Origin of the sequence: Pseudoalteromonas marina (assembly GCF_000238335.3) — a bacterium.
Lineage (GTDB): Bacteria > Pseudomonadota > Gammaproteobacteria > Enterobacterales > Alteromonadaceae > Pseudoalteromonas > Pseudoalteromonas marina.
On the sequence record NZ_AHCB03000012.1, the window covers coordinates 691,723 to 710,456 of the forward strand.

Sequence of the window (18,734 nt, forward strand, 5' to 3'; positions counted from 1 at the left end):
CTCATGACTAAAACACAAAAACAACGAGACAAACAAATACGCGCAGCGCTGACTCAAGCCTGTGAGTCTATAAAAGACTCAGTGACCGATTTTGCATACCTTACTCACACTGTCGATTTAAATAACGAAGCTAACACCTTAAAAGTTAACTGCTATTTTGAAGATACTATAGCGCTTAATAACGCTGACTCTGAGATTGAACACCTTAAATCTATAATTATTACTCAACTAACGGGTATTAAATTGACGATAAAACCGTCACATATCGTGTTTTTTGCCAATTAAAATGGGTTTTGTTGGTTTGCCTGCAGTTGGGCGTTATAATTAAAAAAATTATATTTAGGGTTTAAATAATGGCTGTTCCTTCTCGTTCGCAAATATCACCAGGCACTGTAGTTAATATTGTTTTAAAAGAAGATCAACGAAGCGGTACATTAACCGAAGGCGTGGTAGAGCGTTTATTAACTAAATCACCAAACCACCCGCATGGTATTAAAGTGAGATTAGAAGATGGCCAAGTTGGCCGAGTAAAAGAGATTTTATAATGGCAGCGTTATCAGAGCAGGCTTTTTGGGAATTAGTGACTACACCCGACTTAGGCCTTGATCCGCAAAGTGTAAGCGACCACCTTAAAGCAAACCTAAGCAATTTAGACGATCAGCAACTTATTGCATTTGATAAGTTTTTTGGCATAAATATGCGCAAATGTTTTACATGGGATTTATTTGGCGCTGCGTTTGTTATGGCAGGCTGCAATGACGAATATGGTTTTAGTGAGTTTAGATGTTGGCTTATTTCACGCGGTAAAACAGTGTTTGATAACGCGCTCGTTAATGCCGACTCCATTGCATTATGTACACCTGTTTATCACTTAAATGAACAGCCTTATCCATACATTGACGAGTACGACCTTATCGCCGGCTTATTATATGAAGAGCGCAACGAGGATGAATTACCCTTCGTGCCATCAGGCGACCAACCCGCAGGCAAACGCTTTAAAGACAAAGCAAAATTTTTAAAACAAGCCTATCCGCAATTATTCGCAAAATATTGGCAGTAATACGCTAATTTTGCATTGTTTTTAACGATTTTTTGAAACAGAGCACTGCGTAGATATTTAATTTGTTTATGCAGTTTTTTGTACGCTTATCATTTATTTTTTACACCTTTAAAATTCAAATCATAGTTTCAATTAATTATTTAGTTACTTTTTACATTAGTTAACAATTGTACCTATTAAACTAGCTTTTTGAATGACTCTTCATTATCAAATATGTTACATTTAACTGTTTTTATATGAATAAACACTGAATAATTACAATATACGACATAGGAATGTTATGTATAAAACACTTTCATCAGGATTGATAGCATTTTGCTTTTTGAACACTCTAAGTTCTCAAGCTGCTGTTTCACTGCGAATAAATAAATCATCCACCCAAGAAGTTAAGCAACTTTTAAATCAAAACGCCTCTATAGCTAATAACCCTTCTGCAAGTTCTTATTTTGTAGAATTAGAACAACCTCAATTGAGCCTTTCACAACAAGTTAATGCATCTTCTAAAAAGATGCAGCAATACTTTTCTGGGGTTCCAGTGTGGGGTCAGCAAATTAGAGTTCAGTCTAACTCCGAACATATTAGTGGTTTTTTTGCTAAAAATATTAACTTTACATCTTTGAATAAAACCGCGAGCACCACTTTTGATCAGTCAAAGGCGGTTAAATCGTTGCTGACTAAGTCTAAATTAGATGATTCACTAGAGAGTGAAATAATAAATAATAAGCGCTACATTTATATTCATGATGGAAAAGCTTACTACGTTCGCTTAATTGAACTCAAAGTAACTGAGAATGGCATTGAAAAAATGCCAATAGGTTTAATAAGTGAATCGACTTATCAGATTTTTGAACTGTGGGACAATATTCAAAGTGTTGACGGGACAGGACCTGGTGGTAATCAAAAGATTGGCCAATATGAATACGGTACAGATAAAGACGCCTTTAATGTTACTCAAGTTGGTGAGACCTGTTTTTTAGAGAATGACAAAGTAAAAACGGTCACTATGGAATCGGGCTCTGAGCCAAGTGAAGCCTTTTCATTCACATGTGATCGTAATACACATAAAGAAATAAATGGTGCTTTTTCTCCATTAAATGACGCTCATGCATTTGGAACCGCAGTTTTTGATATGTATCAACAATGGTACAACACTGCACCGCTTACATTTCAATTGTTAATGCGAGTTCACAGTGGGGATAACTGGGAAAATGCCACCTGGAATGGCCAAGCAATGACCTTTGGTGATGGCGCTGATAGGTTTTACCCGCTGGTTTCACTTGATATTGTATCTCATGAGGTTAGTCACGGTTTTACTAGTCAAAACTCCAATCTAATTTACTCTAATCAATCAGGCGGAATTAACGAGTCTTTCTCTGATATGGCAGGCGAAACCGCAGAATATTTTTTACGTGGTGAAACCGACTGGCTATCAGGGGCGGATATTTCAAAAGTAGATCCAGCTCTTCGTTACTTTGAAACGCCTTCATTAGATGGCGTTTCTATTGATAAAGCCAGCGATTTTTACCCCGGCATGGATGTTCACTTTAGTAGTGGTGTTTTCAATCGTGCTTTTTTCCTGCTTTCAAATACTGAAGGTTGGGATCCTCAAAAAGCATTTGAAATAATGCTAAAGGCAAATCAAAACTACTGGGTTAATTCAAGTGGTTTTATTGATGGTGCATGTGGTGCAATCAACTCTGCAATTGACCTAAATTATAATGCATCTGATGTAATTTCAGCATTTAATGAAGTAGAAGTTATTTGCGATAATATTAAGTTTGTCGATACTGATTCAGATTTAATGGATGATTACTGGGAGCTTTTATACGGACTAGACCCTTCAGATGCTGATGATGCCAATTTAGATTTAGACCAAGATGGCCTTTCTAACTTGGAAGAATACTTGGCAAATACTCTTCCAAACTCAGTTGATACTGATGCTGATAGTTTATCTGATTACGATGAATTAAACGTCTACATGACGATGCCTAACAATGCGGATTCAGATTCTGATCGTATGCCAGACGGTTGGGAAGTCACTTTTGCATTTAATCCACTCGATGCAGCTGATGCAGAACTTGATTTTGATGCCGATAGCTGGGCTAACTTAATTGAGTATTATGGCAACAGCGACCCAACTGATCCAAACTCTGAACCTTCTGTTTTTCCCGAAACTACCTATAACTTTGATGACGCAATAGTCCCTGAATTTTTAGTTTCTTCAAATCCTCAAGCGCCTTGGTTTATTACTGATTATGACGGTCATGATAGCTTAGTGTTATCTAGCAGTGATATTACTGATTCGCAACAAACGAGCACTGAGTTTCAATTTTTAAGTGACGAACATCGTTTTGTTAACTTTAACTACCTATTGGAAACTGAAACAAATTATGACTTTTTCAAAGTTTATATTAACGATACATTAGTCCTTGATGAGTCAGGCTTAACTGACTGGAAGGTGGCTTCTTTTCCTGTACCTGCTGGGTTCAATACAGTTAAGTTTGTGTACACTAAAGACTTTACAGTGTCTGAAGGTTTAGACGCCGTATTTATCGATAATTTATATATTGGGCCTAACTTCCCTGACTCTGATGGTGATGGTATGTCAGATATGTGGGAATTATCATATGGTTTGGATATAAATACTGACGATTCAGCGCTAGATTTAGACAACGATGGTTTATCTAACCTTCTTGAGTTTTTAAATAACGGTTTACCTAACAACTCAGATACTGATGGCGATTTAATGCCTGATGGGTGGGAGTATAACAACAGCCTAAATCTTACAGATGCCGCAGATGCGTCACAAGATACTGACAATGATGGATTTACTAACCTTACAGAGTATCAAGCAAATACAGACCCTCAGTCAGATGCTTCTTACCCTGTTGCTTTAAATATCACAACGTCATTTGAAAGCGATACACTTCCAACATGGATGATTGAATCTGTAGACTCAAGTGCACCGTGGTTTATCACAAACGACTTTGCCACACAGGGCTCACAAAGTATTCGCTCGGGGGATATCTCTGATTCTCAGTTTAGCGGGTTTACTGTCACGGGCTTATTTGAAGAAGGGGTTTTAGCGTTCGATTATAAAATTGATTCTGAATCTTGTTGTGACTTTTTTATGGTGACTATAGATGGCCAAGAAGTTATTGGTTTTGCTGAGCGTGGAGATTTAGAAGCACCTGAACCAACTTCATTTTTAGTTAATATTAGTGAAGGGGTGCATAAGATTGAGTTCAAATATACCAAAGACGGATCAGTATCAACTGATGCTGATGCAGTATGGCTTGATAACTTTGCTATGCTTCCAGTCGGTGATCAAACCGATACTGATAACGATCAAATGCCAGACTACTGGGAACTACTAAATGGTTTAAATCGTTTTGATGCAAGTGATGCACAATCTGACAATGACGTTGACAGCCTTTCAGCCCTTGATGAGTATAACCTAGGAACAAATCCAAATTCAGCTGACACAGATTCTGATGAGTTAAGTGATGGCTATGAAGTTAATAATGGCTTGCTACCACTTGACCCTTCGGATGCAAGTTTAGATTTTGATGCTGATGGTTACACTAATATCCAAGAGTTCTATGGGCAAAGCGTTGCTAATGACGCAACATCAACTGTGCAGTCTTTTTCTCAGCTAAATGAAAGCTTTGAAGAAGGGCTTTTGCCAGCTATGTTTACTGAGCTTGCAGAACATACTACACAATGGCAGCTTAATACTAATTGGTCTACTGATGGTACATCAAGTTTAAGCCTAAATACTTCTCCAGCAGGTAGCATAAGCGGCTTTGCAATTGCAGGGTTATTTGAGGCAGGGTTCATTAATTTAGATTACTTTTCAAACAGTAACTCATCATTCCAAATTAGTGTTAACGGTACTCAGTACAATATTAAGCATTATCGCTCTCGTTTGTTAATTCCGGTAAATGATGGTTTTAATATTGTGAAGATAAAATACGAAAGTCCTTACTTAGCAGGTATGCCTTTTTCAGTTGATAATATCTCATGGACTGCTGAGCTGGATGTAGTTAGTGACTTTGATGGCGACGGTATTCCAGATTATTGGGAAGCACAGAATGGACTAAATGCACTTGATTCTTATGATGCATCAAATGATCCAGACTACGACGGTTTATCTAACTTAAACGAGTATCAGATGTCGAGTAATCCGCTTTCTACAGATACAGATGGCGACGGTGTGCTAGATAGTGAAGATAGTCACCCAACTGACTCTAGCTTGGGTGAAAATATAGCTCCTGTTTTTGTATCAAGTTTAGAACCAATTACTCTTGAAGCAACGTCTCAAAATACTAATGTTATAAATGTTTTTGTTCCTGAGGCAACTGATAACGGGCATTTAGAACCTTATGTTTATGCTGCTTCTGGGTCTTACTTGCCCCTTGGTGAACATCAAATTACATGGGTTGCTCGTGATTTTGTTGGTAACGAAACGACGGCTATTCAAACGGTAACCTTAGTTGACACAACGCCACCGGTTATACAAGACTATTACTCAGTCGATGTTTATGGCAGCTCAATTGATCATATAAAAGCGGCATTATTTAACTCTAATGCTATCTACGATAGTGTATCGGATGTAGCTATTATCGATATTGATAGCAACTTTGTGTTCAGAACGGGGGATATTTTAATTCCTGTCTCAGCCGTTGATGGAGCGGGTAATACTTCTACAGGTGAAGTAAATGCTCGTGTTTTTCCTAAGGTTAGTATCCAGCCCACTACCTATGTTTACCAAGATGGTAATGCGGTTATTGATTTATTCATAAGTGGTAAAAGCCCTTATGGTTCAGTAAGCTTTGATCTGATTGGAAATAATACTAGTAAATATATATCTACAAACCTGCATGGGCTTGTCAAGGTAGAGTTAGAACGTGAGTTCTTTGAAAATGCGTCTAATATTCGCATTAATACGAGAAGTAGTTCATTTACCGATAGAAATGATACCAGCCAGTTAGTTTTTCTAAATGAAACTGCAAAACCTGAATTTATTACTAATCTATATCAAGATGGGAAAGTAATAAGCAATGTAGTTCAACGTGATTCGTCAGACTTTATTGTTGATGTTCATGCAGTTAATTTACCTAGTGCAGCAGCTGATAATTCAATAGAGCTTCAGCTATCATCACAAGGTGATTACTTTGTAAATAAAATTGGTCACTCAAAATGGAATATTACATTTACGCCTCAATTACTTACAGATTCTGATAATCTAGACATTGCATTCACTATAAAACAAAATAGCGAAGCTGTTGCAACGGATAAAATTAGTCTACGTGTGATTGACGCAGTTACTTTCAATGATCCTGAGTTAGATACTGATGGTGATGGTATTCCTGATGCTGAAGAAGGTGTGAGCGATGGCGATAAAGACGGCATTGTTGATTACTTAGATAGCTCTTCTATTACGCATTCAGCTGTTTTAGATTCAGGTGATATGGTTCGTAGTATCGATGAGTTTAATCACTTGTCAGTAGGTAACATTAAACAGGCTACTGTAACGCAAATGATTGCTGATATGTCTATTTTAGAGCAAGATTTAAGTACTTACTTTGATAGCTTAGACATTACAGAACCTCACTTTCAAGCTAAAAGTGATATTGTAAATATCCATATTACACTTTCAAACTCATCGGGTACGGCTGAGATTGCAATACCAGAGTATGTTAACTCTATTTTAAGTTCAGAAATGCAAATTCGTTTGTTATCTAATACTGGTTGGCAGTCGGTCGCAAAGCTAACTGGTAACGTGTACGAGCAAATTTGTTCAGGTTGCTTTACTTTTGCAGTAACAGACGGCAGTGAATTTGACTTAGACGGTGAAGTTAATGGTGTGATTGAATTAGTTGCTAAGTTAGCTGAAGAAAGCTTAAACCAAGCGCCTGTTTTAGATGTAACAATTCCAGCAACCATTGAAGAGCTTTCAACTACTGAGCTTGATGCGTCAGGAACAACAGACCCTGATGGTGATTTGCTAAGTTTTGAGTGGAGTATTGATCATCCTCAATTATCACTGGCGCCTTTAGAGACAGACAGTAAAGCGTCACTGACTGTAGGTGAATTAGAGGAAACGTTCACTACAGATATCACTTTATTAATCTCAGATGGTTACGAGCAATTCACAGAGGTATTTACAGTGACCTTTATGCACGTTAATCAATTACCAGCAGTTGACTTGAGCTCATCTTCTTTATCGGTTGATGAGGGTAAAGACGTTAGCGTTACAGCAACTGCGACAGACAAAGAGTCATCTGAACTTACTTATAGCTGGGTTCAAACACAAGGTATAGAAGTCGCAATTGAAGATGCTAATTCAAATACATTGTCGTTTACAGCGCCAAGTGTATCTGTAACAAGTGAACTTGGCTTTAAACTCAGCGTTTCTGATGGTGAAGGGGAGACAGAGCAAAGTGTTATCGTTACCGTTAATGATGTACCTGTTGCACTGCCAACACCTAAAGAAGGTGATAAAAGTGGAGGGGGGTCTTTAAGTTTCTTCTTATTACTCTTAACCGCTTTGTTTGTTTATAGAAGAGCACAGTTGTTTCACAAATAACAACAGTCTAATTGTATAACTATTAAATCCCTTGATTGCTATCAAGGGATTTTTTTGCATAAATTTTAAAATAAGTAAGTAGGTTTAATGTGTTAAGCTAATTGTATTGTGACTTGTTAGGTTTCTTTAATGAAGAATTATAAAGTTCTATTGTGTGTTTGTTGTTTATTTTTTGCTAACCAGTCTTTTGCTAAAACGATTTTGCCTAGTAACAAAACTAAGTTTGTTAGCTTGTTTAATAGTAAAGTTGGCGAGTATGAATTAGTTTCTGGCGATACTCGCTATTGCGATTCAGGCTCATTAATGTGGCTTGATAAAAATAATACCGATTTGGGCTTTAGACTTGGCAGTTTAATTTCTTTTATTGATTTACATAATGGTACACAAACTAATAAAGTCCCTGATTTTTGCCTAGTGACTACAAAGTTTAAATATACGAATATTGGTTTAACAATGTATTTACGCCAAGACCGGTGTGACAATAATAACGATACATTAGATGTTAGCCGTACGCTAAATTTTGTTTCTGATACACAGTTAGAATACTTGATTAAAAATGCTAGTGTTCAGTGCAAGTTTGAATTAAAGCGTCTATAAATCGCATTTTATTTTTGGTATATCTCGCCAACGGGTTGTGTACTGAGGCGATAAAAAATCTCTGTTCATATGCCAGCGATCGTTTAATTTACTACTTGCTAAGCCCAACATACCCTTGCCGTATCGGGTATTAATAGCATCTAAACAGCCCATTAACTTTGGGTTATCTTGTTGTGGTGAAAATAAGTCATTTTGCTGAAATTGCTCAGCGGTGAGTTCTAGTGCACCTACACCACATTTATAAAACCGCACGCCAGGTTGGTAAATTTTTTCAAACACCTCAGACACCGCATTGGCCATAACGCAAGTATCGTTTGTTGGCATACTAAACTGATACATATAAGACTTTTTATAAAATACATCTTCATGAGATGAGCTAGATGCAAAAATATATAATTGCTTTGTTAGCGACTTTTGGGCTCTTAGTTTTTTGCCCACAATAGTGACATGGTTAATTAAAGCGGTTTTAAGAGCGGTTGGTTCATAAATACGCTCTCCAAAGCTGCGAGTTGAGTAAATTTCGCGTTTATCTTGGCGTACATCATCCCAGTTTAAACATACTAAGCCATTAAGCTCGCTTACTGTGCGCTCTACCACCACACTAAAAGCGCGGCGCATAGTTTTTGGGTTTTGTTGTGCAAGCTGCCATGCGGTATTTATGTTCATTATTTTTAGCTTTTTAGCTAAGCGCTTGCCAATTCCCCATACATCTTGGCAGTCCATGCGCTGTAAAATAGCTCGCCGGCTTGCTTCGTCATTTATGACAGCAACACCGTCAAAGCCTGTTAATTTTTTAGCTGCATGATTTGCCGCTTTTGCAAGTGTAGGCGTTGGCCCAAACCCCACGCCAACGGGGAGTTTTGTTTCTCGCCATACGGTTCGTCTAATAAGGTGCCCGTAAGTATGCCAATCTTTTACAACGTTTTCGTAGCCGCTAAAGTGCAAAAACGATTCATCAATACTGTAAATATGCTGGGTATCACAAAAACGGCCAATCACACTCATCATTCGGTCGCTTAAATTAGCGTATAGTTCATAGTTACTAGAGCGTACAACCACATTGTTTTGTTCTAGTAACTGCTTAACTTTAAAATAAGGGCCAAATTTAGGAATATTTAAACGTCGCGCAATAGGGCATACCGCACATACGCAGCCGTCGTTATTAGTGAGCACAACCACAGGTTTTGAACGAATGGCGGGATCAAATACTTTCTCGGCGCTGGCATAAAACGCCACGGCATCGACTAAGGCATACATGAAAGTAACTCAGGGCTTTGGCGATGCATACGAATTGACAAACTGACTACGCCTTCAAGCTGAAATTCATCGCTAGGCGTAATATTAACGGGTTGGTATAAAGGCGAAGCCGATAGTAATCGAGCGTTTGTTTTATCAAGTAGCTTACACACAAATAAGCCATTTAAATTAGCCACAATTACATCGCCATCTTTAGCGTGTTCTGCTCGGTCTACTACAAGTAAATCACCCTCAAAAATCCCTACTTCTTGCATAGAGCTACCCGACGCAATACCAATAAAAGTGGCATCAGGGTGCTTTATTAATAGCTCATCAAGGGAAACGCCAAGCTCAGTGTATTGTGCGGCAGGAGATTCAAACCCGCAAATACCTGCTTCTATATAAATAGGAATAACAAACATAAATAAACAACCAAAACACATATACTGTATAAGTGTACAGTATATGTGTTTTGTTTAACTTATGCCAAGTAATGAAGTAAAGATCATTGCATATTTTTGATCATTTGCTGAGCCGTGTTTAAAAAGTCATTGATTTGCTTTGGGTTTAACGTTTTACACATTTGATCGTTTACATGTTTTTCAGCGGCCAGTAATTTTTCAAAAAGCACGGCACCCTGATCGGTAAACGTTAAAATAAAACAGCGCTTATCGTGTTCGCTGGCACACTTATTTATAAGCTTTAAAGCTATAAGTTCTTTTACAAGCCGCGCTATTTGAGCCTTATCTCGTTGGGTTTTATTCACAATGTCGTTTGCTGTGCACTGCGAAGTACTTGCAATAATATGCAAGCAACGTACATGCATTGCATTTAAACCGAGCTCGCTGGCATTAATGGCTTCGCGTATGGTTACCCGGTAGTTTTGCATTAACATAAATAGCGTATTGGCTAAAGAGGTGTTCATAATACATTCCAAATGGTTGACAAAGTCAATTAAATCTATATAGTTGATTTTATCAACCAATGGGGCGTTGTGCAATGTCTGCTTTATAAAGCAGTGATTTTTAATCAATGAGGTTAATTTATATGGCAAAAAAAGTACGCAAAGCAACAGTATTAAGCACACAGCAAATAACCCCGCATTTACAACGTATAGTTTTAGGCTCTGAAGAGTTTACAGATTTAACTTCCGATCACATTGGCAGTTATGTAAAAGTGCTTATTCCAAAAAACGGTGTGGCCGACTTCAATTTAAAAACGGCGTGTATGCGTTCGTACACAATACAAAATGTAAATAAAAGTAATGGTGCAATTACGCTCGATTTTGTTATTAATATGCACCAAGGCTCTGCAACTAAATGGGCAAAAGCCGCTAAAGTAGGTGATGAACTGGCTATTGCAGGCCCTGGTCCTAAAAAGCTTGAAAATTACCAGCACTCACATTATGTGTTACTAGGCGATTTGACCTCAGTAAACGCTATAAAAGGCTACATTAAGCAATTGCCAATAAACGCCAAAATTGACGCGTTTATTCATGCCCCAACTGATGCGGATATAATCAGCTTAGATTCAACGCGTCAGGCCACTTGGTTAATAACTACAACGCCAGAGGTTGAGATGGCTAATGCATTAACCACACTACAGCATTATGAACAGCCACCTATTGTATTTATGGCACTTGAAGCTGGGCTAGTGCGTGAGCTTAAAGCAGCATTAACTAACACGCATTCAATACCAAGGGGCAACATAGTGGCATCAGGTTACTGGAAAAAAGGCTTAAATTCAGAAAACTACAAGTTAGAGCGCCAAGCTAATAAACAAACGGCTTAATTCTTTATAGCTAAGTAAAATAGGTTACTTAGCTATTTAATACACTCGTCAACACTCATTTTTATTTTAGTTAAGCAAGCGTACACCTAAGGCTTGGTAAAGTAGTGGCATCAATCAGTAATTTACAATTTAAATTAATTGATGTGATGCCTAAATATTTAAAATAAAACAAAACGCATTAGTAACTATTAGTTAAGTGTATTAATAGGTGATCTATCGTTCTGTTTTATCAATCAAACTGATTTAAACAATCAATTTTAAGGCATTACTTTAATTCTATAAAATGTATTTATTGAAACAAACATTATTAAATTAAAGGCAGGTACCCCGTGAACTCTCTAAACAGCGCAACAGCTTCTTCAGTAACTAAAATAGCTCAGCCTAAGGTTGCGTTAATTGCTGAAGGTGGCGGGCAGCGAGGGATTTTCACCGCAGGTGTACTTGATGCGTGGTTAGAGCAAAACTACGACCCATTTGATTTATTTATTGGTACGTCGGCAGGTTCACAAAACTTAACAAGTTATTTAGCACGTCAAAAAGGTTACGCTAAACGCCTAATTAGAGGGCTGTCTCGTAATAAACGTTTTTTTCAGCTAGGTCGCGGCCTAATGGGAAAACACATTGTTGATTTAGACTGGTACTTTGATAAAACAAAAGAAGTAAATAGAGCGATTGACTTTAAAACAGCTAAAACGTCTTTAGGTGAACGTGAGTTACTTATTACTGCTACAAACGCACGAGACAGAAAAGCGTATTACTTATCACCAACGGGTGAAGAGCATCAATGGAGAGAGCTATTAAAAGCGTCAAGTGCTTTACCATTTTTATACAAACAAGGTGTTAAATTAACGCCTTGGTTAAATGCGCAAGCGGCTAACGAAACCACGAAAATAAACAAAGTCCAAGAAGACTTTTTTCTTGATGGTGGGCTAGCAGCACCATTACCAGTACGCGAAGCGTATAACCGTGGGGCACGTAAAATTGTGGTTATTAGAACGGTAGATGCTGATTTTCAAGCGCAATCTGCATGGGTTCAAAAGCTTAGATCGCTTGCTACAGCTGCCGGTTACTGCCCAAAAACACTCGACTACCTAATTCAGCACGAACAAGCTTACTTAGACGAGCTAAACTTTATGGCAAACCCGCCAAGTGATGTAGAAATTATACAAATTTTTGCAGACGAAACACTGCACAGCAAATTGTTAGGCAGTACAAACGACGATCTACGTAAAGATCATAAGCTTGGTGTAAAAGCAGGCCGTGAATACTTAAAAAGCCAAAATGCACGTATTGTAGATTACGCACACAGCTACGCCATGTAGCTGTGAAGCGAATAGTTTAGAAACAACCGTAAAATATTACGGTTGTTTAACTGAATAAGTCTTAGCTAAATCTGATAGTCACATATTTGTGATTTGCGGACAGTCATAACCTTAGTCACCTGTTATGTAGCGCTTTTAAATTTAGCTTTGTTTTTAATTAAACCTAAAGCTGAACATAAAGCAATGATTACCGCTGCACTATATGACGCAATTATAAAAGGCCTACCTTGCTCTTTGATTATTCCAACGCCGATATAAGGATCACTAAGTGTTGCATATGCAACGTAAGCAAAAAATACCGTAAACAAAATACCAAGACCTAGAAAATCTTTACGCCATACTGTTAAAAAATAAATAGGAATACCGAATATAAAACCTTGAAGCCACAACTCAGGAATTGTTGCCATTTTATCTGATACTTCAGCAACAGCATTAAAAGACACAAACAGTGCTGCAAATGTTAGTCGTTTATTCATAGGTATATAACGCCCACTTAAGCGGACAAAAATTGTTGGCTATAATTTTGTGAGGAACGAACAATAGCCAACTGTTTTTGTTGATCTTCACCCGATAAAGTGGACACCGTCCACGTTTCAATTAACTGCCGATTCAAACTCGGCAGGTGATTTATATCCTAAACTCGAATGCAATCGCTGTCTATTGTAAAAGTAATTTAGGTAAACCTTTAATTTTGATAATAGTTTACCGCTACTCTCAAATTTATTTCCTCGAATTAAATCTGCTTTAAGCGAATGAAAGAACGACTCGACTTCTGCGTTGTCAGTACAGCACCCAGGCCTATTCATACTGGCTTTGATGTTTTTGCTAGCCAAATACTTTTGTACAACGTGAGCACGGTATTCTGCACCTCGGTCAGTGTGAAATAATACACTTTCTGTTGGCTGTCGTTTTTTTATCGCAAGCCTTAGCGCCTTTAACGTAAGCTCCGTTGTTTTGTTTTTACCAAACGCCCAGCCGATTACTCGACGTGAATATAAGTCGATAACCACTGCAAGGTAATGCCAACGAGCCCCGACTTTTAAATACGTAATATCGCCAGACCACTGTTGGTTGATTGCTGTGGCCTTTTCACTATCTTTGCGTTTATTTTCTATCTCTTTATAAAAGAACTTAACCTTCGCTGGTTTACTATAAGTCTTAAGCGCCCTAGCTCTTAAACCGTTTTCTCGCATTAAGCGGGCAACACGTTTTTGGCTTGTGTTTACACCTTCTTTTTTTAGCGCATGAAATACGCGTGGGCTACCATAGGTTTGATGATTGACATTGAAGACGTGTTTTATCTTAAGCAACAAATTAGCATCTGACAGCGCTCTAGCTGACACTGTACGCTCACGCCAAGCATAGAACCCACTACGCGACACATTAAGCCAAGAGCACAAGTATTTGACGCCTAAGGCTTGTCCGAACTTTTGGATGAATCCAAATCGTTCTGATGTACTTCCGCCAGATACCGTTGCCACTTTTTTAGCAGGTCATTCTCCTGCTTGAGACGCTCATTTTCTTTCTTAAGCTTTTGAATGTTATCCAGCTCTTTTTTTGTTGGGAGTTTACTCATTGTTTTGTTGTTGCTTTGATAGCGCGGCGTGTTTTTAAACTTACCTTCTCGATATTCTTTTCGCCAACGACTAAGCATTAACGGATGAATATCCAGCGCCTCGGCAACGTCCTTTGACATGACATCGTCTCGTAAGCTTAGTTCGACTGCTTTGATTTTGAAATTAACGGGGTAAAACCATGTCTTTCTAGGTTGGGTATATCTAGGCATGTTAGCCTTCTCAAAGTGATGAGGAGGTGTCCACTAAAACGGGTGAGGAGCATGTTCCGTTTTGAAGCGCTTGTTAGGCATATGTTAAATTGGTACGAAACTTCGTTTACCTAGTAAAGCACGAAGCTCTTCGAAAGCTTCATTAAAATCGTCAGGGTTCATATCAGGGTTTTCAGTAAGAGCTTTCATTTTTTTACTAATTTCACTCAACTTAGATTTATCTAAAACATAGTTGTCATTTGTTGGGCCAAACCTATATTCATATGAAACCGAATCGATGATCAACCTATTAACTGATTTGATAGAGAGTTTTTTCTCTTTTAACGGGTAACCAAACAATGAAATATTATACAATTCGGATTTGTGAGCTTGCCCAAAATAACTAAGAGAAATAAACCCGTCATAGCCATATTTCTGGATTTCCAAGGCTAACTCTTGGCAAATGCTATATTCATTTTTTCCTGCATATGACAGCCTTTGTAACATTCTACCAACTTGTTCAAACTCAGTAGCGCCAGTTGACTCACTTTTAGACAAATTTAATAGTTTCAATGGTTTTATGGCAAGTAGTTCTGCAACAACAATATAGTCAGCTAAAGTTGCACGTGTTTCGTGAATACAAGTCTCTACATCAGTCGCACAATATAATATTGGCAACTCACTTGAATTAAATCTCCCCTCGCCAATTAAGCCTACTGGGGGCGTATCAAATTCACCTTCTACTGATGGAGGCATCTTATTACCAGTTCTTACACGGTATAAAACATCACCTACATTATAGGTAGTTTCCTCACAGCTATTTATTATCTGCTTCCAAACCTGACTTCGCTTTTCCCCTTCCACTTTATCGAAAACAAGTGCTTGATAGTGCTCAGTATACCCAAGTCTCCATAATGGCGGACCATAATGAAAAAGCCCCACATTTAGTTTTTCTGAAAGTAATTGAAGATCTTTATCAATATCGGTTAAAAATCTAATGTCTTTAGAATTATGGTATTCATTGAATTGATAAACAGGTGCCGGACCACCAATTTCAGGGGGAATAGAGCCATTAACAAAGAACTTCCCCATAATATCTGCTAATTCATCCAAGTTAAGGGGATATCCGATGGAACCACAATTATCGCATTGCTTTTGAATATTTGATTTCTTTACCAAAAGGCTTGTTTGCCGAATACCATAATTATTAAAGCACGATGTACAAACCATCAAATACACTCCGACTATGTGAATATGCCTAACATATTTATAGCGAGCTAATCGCGCGTATTTCTACCACAGCGTAGCTCGTTTTCTTATTGGTTTATTTTTAACAAACTTGTCAACTAATTGCCAGTGTTATTAAAATTCATGCGTGCTCGCTTTTCTTCTCAGTATAAAACGAGCGACTGGGTCGTTTTTTTGACTATGCGAGCGACTGAGCTATTACTCTGCATATATACAGCATAAATTCGACGGATTGAAAATAAAAACTCGCTCTGCGTATTTAAATTACATTGCCGACTATATGCTCACTCGACAGTATTAATTAAAAGCCTAGGGTCAAATCTTGACTTCTAAAAGCCTAGGGTCAAATCTTGACTTCAGACATTAAGATTTTGACTAACTACTTCTTGCTAATAGCTGTCTGCTAAATGAGGTCTAAATCTAATTACTTAAACTGTAAGATCAGACATGAGCAAGGCGATATTAATATTCACGTGTTAACATTAATGCTTAAGTAGATGATAATAATATACTGGTTTCGCTATTTAAAATGCCTTCTATTTCGCGCACTTGCCTGAGTACGCCATCAAACTCACCTAAATTTGCCGCCTGTATTTCTGCTACTAAATCCCAAGCGCCGTTAGTGGTATGTAATTTAGTGAGCTCTGGTATGCCCCGCAGAGTTTTAATTACCTGCGATGTAGATTTACCCACTACTTCTACCATCATTATTGCTCTTACAGCTTCGGTTTCTATGTGTTCATGTACACGCACCGTAAAGCCTAATATAGCGCCCGATGAAACTAAACGGTCTAAACGATTTTGTACTGTACCGCGCGACACCTTTAAAACATCGGCTAGGGCTGAAATAGAAGCACGGCCATCTTTTCTTAATTCGGCTATTAAGGCGTTATCTAATGAGTCGTAAATGTATGGGATCATTCGCTTACCTCTTAATTAATTTCATACAAAATACTAAAACTTTACATTTATGCATAGCAAATTGATAAAAATTACTACTATTTGTATAAAGTATTGCCATATTAAATAGCATCTGTAGTCGATAAACTTATTTTAATTAGTTCATATTATTATTACAGAGGTAGTCATGAGTCATTTTATAGCAGAGCCAAAACAAGGCGTTCCATTTGTAAGTGTTCAAGCTATGGCTAAGCTAATAAATACATTAGGAATAGAAAACGTATTAGTTAGCCTAACTAACACGTTAAAACACGATTTTGCTCGGTGGCATGAGTTTGATAAATCGCCGCGTTATGCAGCTCACTCTCCGGATGGTGTAATAGAGCTTATGCCGGTAAGTGATGGAAAAATGTTTAGCTGTAAATATGTCAATGGCCATCCAAAAAACACGTTTAAGGAGCTTCAAACGGTTGCGGCTTTTGGTATTTTGTCAGATGTTGATAGCGGCTACCCGGTAATGATTAGCGAAATGTGCTTATTAACCGCACTACGCACTGCTGCAACATCAGCGCTGGTGGCTACTTATTTAGCACCAAAAAACTCAACAACCTTAACTCTGATTGGCAATGGGGCTCAGTCAGAGTTTCAGGCTTTAGCATTTAAAGCGGTATTAGGTATTACGCACATTCGTTTATACGATATAGACGAAGCAGCTTCTCAAAAAGCATTTAATAACTTAAACAATAAAGGCTTAACCGTGACTATCTGTGAAAGTGTAGAGGAAGCAATAAAGGGCGCGCACATAATTACCACATGCACTGCCGATAAAACCAACGCAACCATTTTAACAAACGATATGATCCCACAAGGTGTTCATATTAATGCGATTGGTGGCGATTGTCCTGGAAAAACTGAGCTTGATTCAGCGTTGTTGGAGCGTGCTAATGTATTTGTAGAGTACGAACCACAAACTAGAGTAGAGGGCGAAATTCAACAAATGAGCAGGTGTTTTGCTGTAACCGAATTTCATAAAGTAATTAATAAACAGCACCTTGGTCGTACATGCGAAAAAGAGCTTACTATTTTTGACGGTGTAGGCTTTGCAAGCGAAGACTTTAGCGCGTTAGTGTATATTCGCGAGCAGCTTATTAAGTCAGGAGAATACGAAATACTTGACCTGATCACTCAGCAGGGCGACCCGCGCAATTTATTTTCAGTTCTTGAAATACCGCATAAAGATAAAGAGAATGCAGCATGAGCCTAACACAACAAGCACCGAGCGCGGTTGTTATGGTTCGTCCGCATCACTTTACTTCTAATCCACAAACCATGCTCGACAATGCATTTCAAAGCGAATGTGAAGTAAAAAATGAAAGCGAGCAAGCATTTAAAGAGGTGACCCACGCGGTTGAGTTACTACAAAGCGAAGGTGTAACCGTTCATTTATTTGAAGATGAGCAAACACACACACCCGACTCGGTTTTTCCAAACAACTGGTTTTCTACCCATCAAAATGGGCAATTAATTATTTACCCAATGTTTGTTGAAAACAGAAGATTAGAATATCGTAAAGATATAATTGATTTTTTAACGGATCACTATAAAGTGGCGGTAGTGACTGATTATGCGCATTTAGCGAAAGAAAATTCATTTTTGGAAGGAACCGGATCACTGGTGCTCGATCACCAATATAAAGTTGCCTACGCGGTAGAATCTAAACGCACAACAAGGTCGGTGGTTAATACAGTGTGTAATTTACTTTCGTTTAAGCCGGTTGTGTTTAACGCAACTGACGAGCAAGGTATAGCGGTGTATCACACTAATGTACTAATGTGTGTGGCCAGCAAATTTGTAATGATTGGCTTAAATATGGTGCCTGAAGACCAACGCAGTGAGCTGGTAGGGCATTTTTTACAAAGCCATCACGAAGTGATTGATTTGTCGGTTGAGCAAATAAATAACTTTTGCGGAAATGCCATTGAATTACACGGTAAAAATGGGCGAATTTTAGCGCTGTCACAAACCGCCTATAATGCGCTAACAGCCGAGCAAATAATTGCAATACAAAAAACGGCTAAACTGGTCCCTTTGCCAATACCTACCATTGAATCTGCTGGTGGTTCAGTAAGATGTATGATTGCAGGGGTACATTTACAAAGCAAATAACAAAACCTAAAGGCAACATGGTTGCCTTTATTACGTATAAAATATTAAGCGTTGCCA

The 18,734-nt window shown here is 38.1% G+C and carries 16 protein-coding genes; 9 read left to right on the forward strand and 7 right to left on the reverse strand.

The window, feature by feature from the left end; translation table 11 throughout:
• Positions 1–3 precede the first annotated feature (3 nt).
• The 5 genes from PMAN_RS18940 to PMAN_RS18960 all read left to right on the forward strand — a co-directional run bounded on the left by PMAN_RS18940 (position 4) and on the right by PMAN_RS18960 (position 8,249).
• Complete coding sequence (locus PMAN_RS18940; RefSeq protein WP_010556180.1) at positions 4–285, forward strand: hypothetical protein; 282 nt, start codon at positions 4–6, stop codon at positions 283–285.
• A gap of 68 nt (positions 286–353) precedes the next feature.
• A complete protein-coding gene (locus tag PMAN_RS18945) occupies positions 354–545 on the forward strand; it encodes a YwbE family protein (RefSeq protein WP_006793492.1) in 192 nt (63 codons plus the stop codon).
• Complete coding sequence (locus tag PMAN_RS18950) at positions 545–1,060, forward strand: DUF4240 domain-containing protein (protein WP_006793493.1); 516 nt, start codon at positions 545–547, stop codon at positions 1,058–1,060. Before PMAN_RS18945 ends, PMAN_RS18950 begins: the two co-directional genes overlap by 1 nt.
• A gap of 280 nt (positions 1,061–1,340) precedes the next feature.
• Entirely contained in the window at positions 1,341–7,652 is a 6,312-nt protein-coding gene (locus PMAN_RS18955) for a M4 family metallopeptidase (protein ID WP_010556179.1), read from the forward strand.
• A gap of 129 nt (positions 7,653–7,781) precedes the next feature.
• A complete protein-coding gene (locus tag PMAN_RS18960; RefSeq protein WP_010556178.1) occupies positions 7,782–8,249 on the forward strand; it encodes a hypothetical protein in 468 nt (155 codons plus the stop codon).
• On the opposite strand, the gene PMAN_RS18965 is transcribed toward PMAN_RS18960, so the two are convergent.
• The 3 genes from PMAN_RS18965 to PMAN_RS18975 all read right to left on the reverse strand — a co-directional run bounded on the left by PMAN_RS18965 (position 8,244) and on the right by PMAN_RS18975 (position 10,410).
• Positions 8,244–9,506, reverse strand: coding sequence for a Y-family DNA polymerase (locus tag PMAN_RS18965; protein ID WP_010556177.1), 1,263 nt, complete (start codon positions 9,504–9,506; stop codon positions 8,244–8,246). The genes PMAN_RS18960 and PMAN_RS18965 overlap by 6 nt on opposite strands.
• Positions 9,494–9,907: a translesion error-prone DNA polymerase V autoproteolytic subunit gene (gene umuD, locus PMAN_RS18970; RefSeq protein ID WP_010556176.1), complete on the reverse strand. Its 414-nt coding sequence runs from the start codon at positions 9,905–9,907 to the stop codon at positions 9,494–9,496. Before umuD ends, PMAN_RS18965 begins: the two co-directional genes overlap by 13 nt.
• An 83-nt stretch (positions 9,908–9,990) precedes the next feature.
• Complete coding sequence (locus PMAN_RS18975) at positions 9,991–10,410, reverse strand: MarR family winged helix-turn-helix transcriptional regulator (protein WP_006793498.1); 420 nt, start codon at positions 10,408–10,410, stop codon at positions 9,991–9,993.
• A gap of 122 nt (positions 10,411–10,532) precedes the next feature.
• Here PMAN_RS18975 and PMAN_RS18980 point away from each other — a divergent pair, with 122 nt between their 5' ends.
• Positions 10,533–11,276: a siderophore-interacting protein gene (locus tag PMAN_RS18980; RefSeq protein ID WP_010556175.1), complete on the forward strand. Its 744-nt coding sequence runs from the start codon at positions 10,533–10,535 to the stop codon at positions 11,274–11,276.
• Between the two features lie 329 nt (positions 11,277–11,605).
• Positions 11,606–12,598 (forward strand): patatin-like phospholipase family protein, encoded by a 993-nt coding sequence (locus PMAN_RS18985; protein ID WP_010556174.1) that lies wholly within the window; start codon positions 11,606–11,608, stop codon positions 12,596–12,598.
• A gap of 122 nt (positions 12,599–12,720) precedes the next feature.
• On the opposite strand, the gene PMAN_RS18990 is transcribed toward PMAN_RS18985, so the two are convergent.
• From PMAN_RS18990 to PMAN_RS19005, 4 genes are all read right to left on the reverse strand, one after another.
• Entirely contained in the window at positions 12,721–13,074 is a 354-nt protein-coding gene (locus tag PMAN_RS18990; RefSeq protein WP_010556173.1) for a hypothetical protein, read from the reverse strand.
• 117 nt (positions 13,075–13,191) lie between these two features.
• Positions 13,192–14,384, reverse strand: a protein-coding gene (locus PMAN_RS18995; protein ID WP_198434420.1) for an IS3 family transposase whose coding sequence is annotated in 2 segments (ribosomal slippage) — positions 13,192–14,076 and positions 14,079–14,384 — 1,191 coding nt in all. Because the reading frame shifts where the segments join, the coding sequence is not laid out codon by codon here.
• A gap of 84 nt (positions 14,385–14,468) precedes the next feature.
• Complete coding sequence (locus tag PMAN_RS19000) at positions 14,469–15,476, reverse strand: RES family NAD+ phosphorylase (protein ID WP_168371057.1); 1,008 nt, start codon at positions 15,474–15,476, stop codon at positions 14,469–14,471.
• Between the two features lie 624 nt (positions 15,477–16,100).
• Entirely contained in the window at positions 16,101–16,532 is a 432-nt protein-coding gene (locus PMAN_RS19005) for an Lrp/AsnC family transcriptional regulator (RefSeq protein ID WP_010556171.1), read from the reverse strand.
• Positions 16,533–16,698: 166 nt separating this feature from the next.
• On the opposite strand from PMAN_RS19005, the gene PMAN_RS19010 reads away from it, so the two are divergent.
• Together PMAN_RS19010 and ctlX are read left to right on the forward strand one after the other, a co-directional pair.
• Positions 16,699–17,769: an ornithine cyclodeaminase gene (locus PMAN_RS19010; RefSeq protein ID WP_010556170.1), complete on the forward strand. Its 1,071-nt coding sequence runs from the start codon at positions 16,699–16,701 to the stop codon at positions 17,767–17,769.
• Positions 17,766–18,677: a citrulline utilization hydrolase CtlX gene (ctlX, locus tag PMAN_RS19015; RefSeq protein WP_010556169.1), complete on the forward strand. Its 912-nt coding sequence runs from the start codon at positions 17,766–17,768 to the stop codon at positions 18,675–18,677. The genes PMAN_RS19010 and ctlX overlap by 4 nt, the downstream gene beginning before the upstream one ends.
• Positions 18,678–18,734 lie beyond the last annotated feature (57 nt).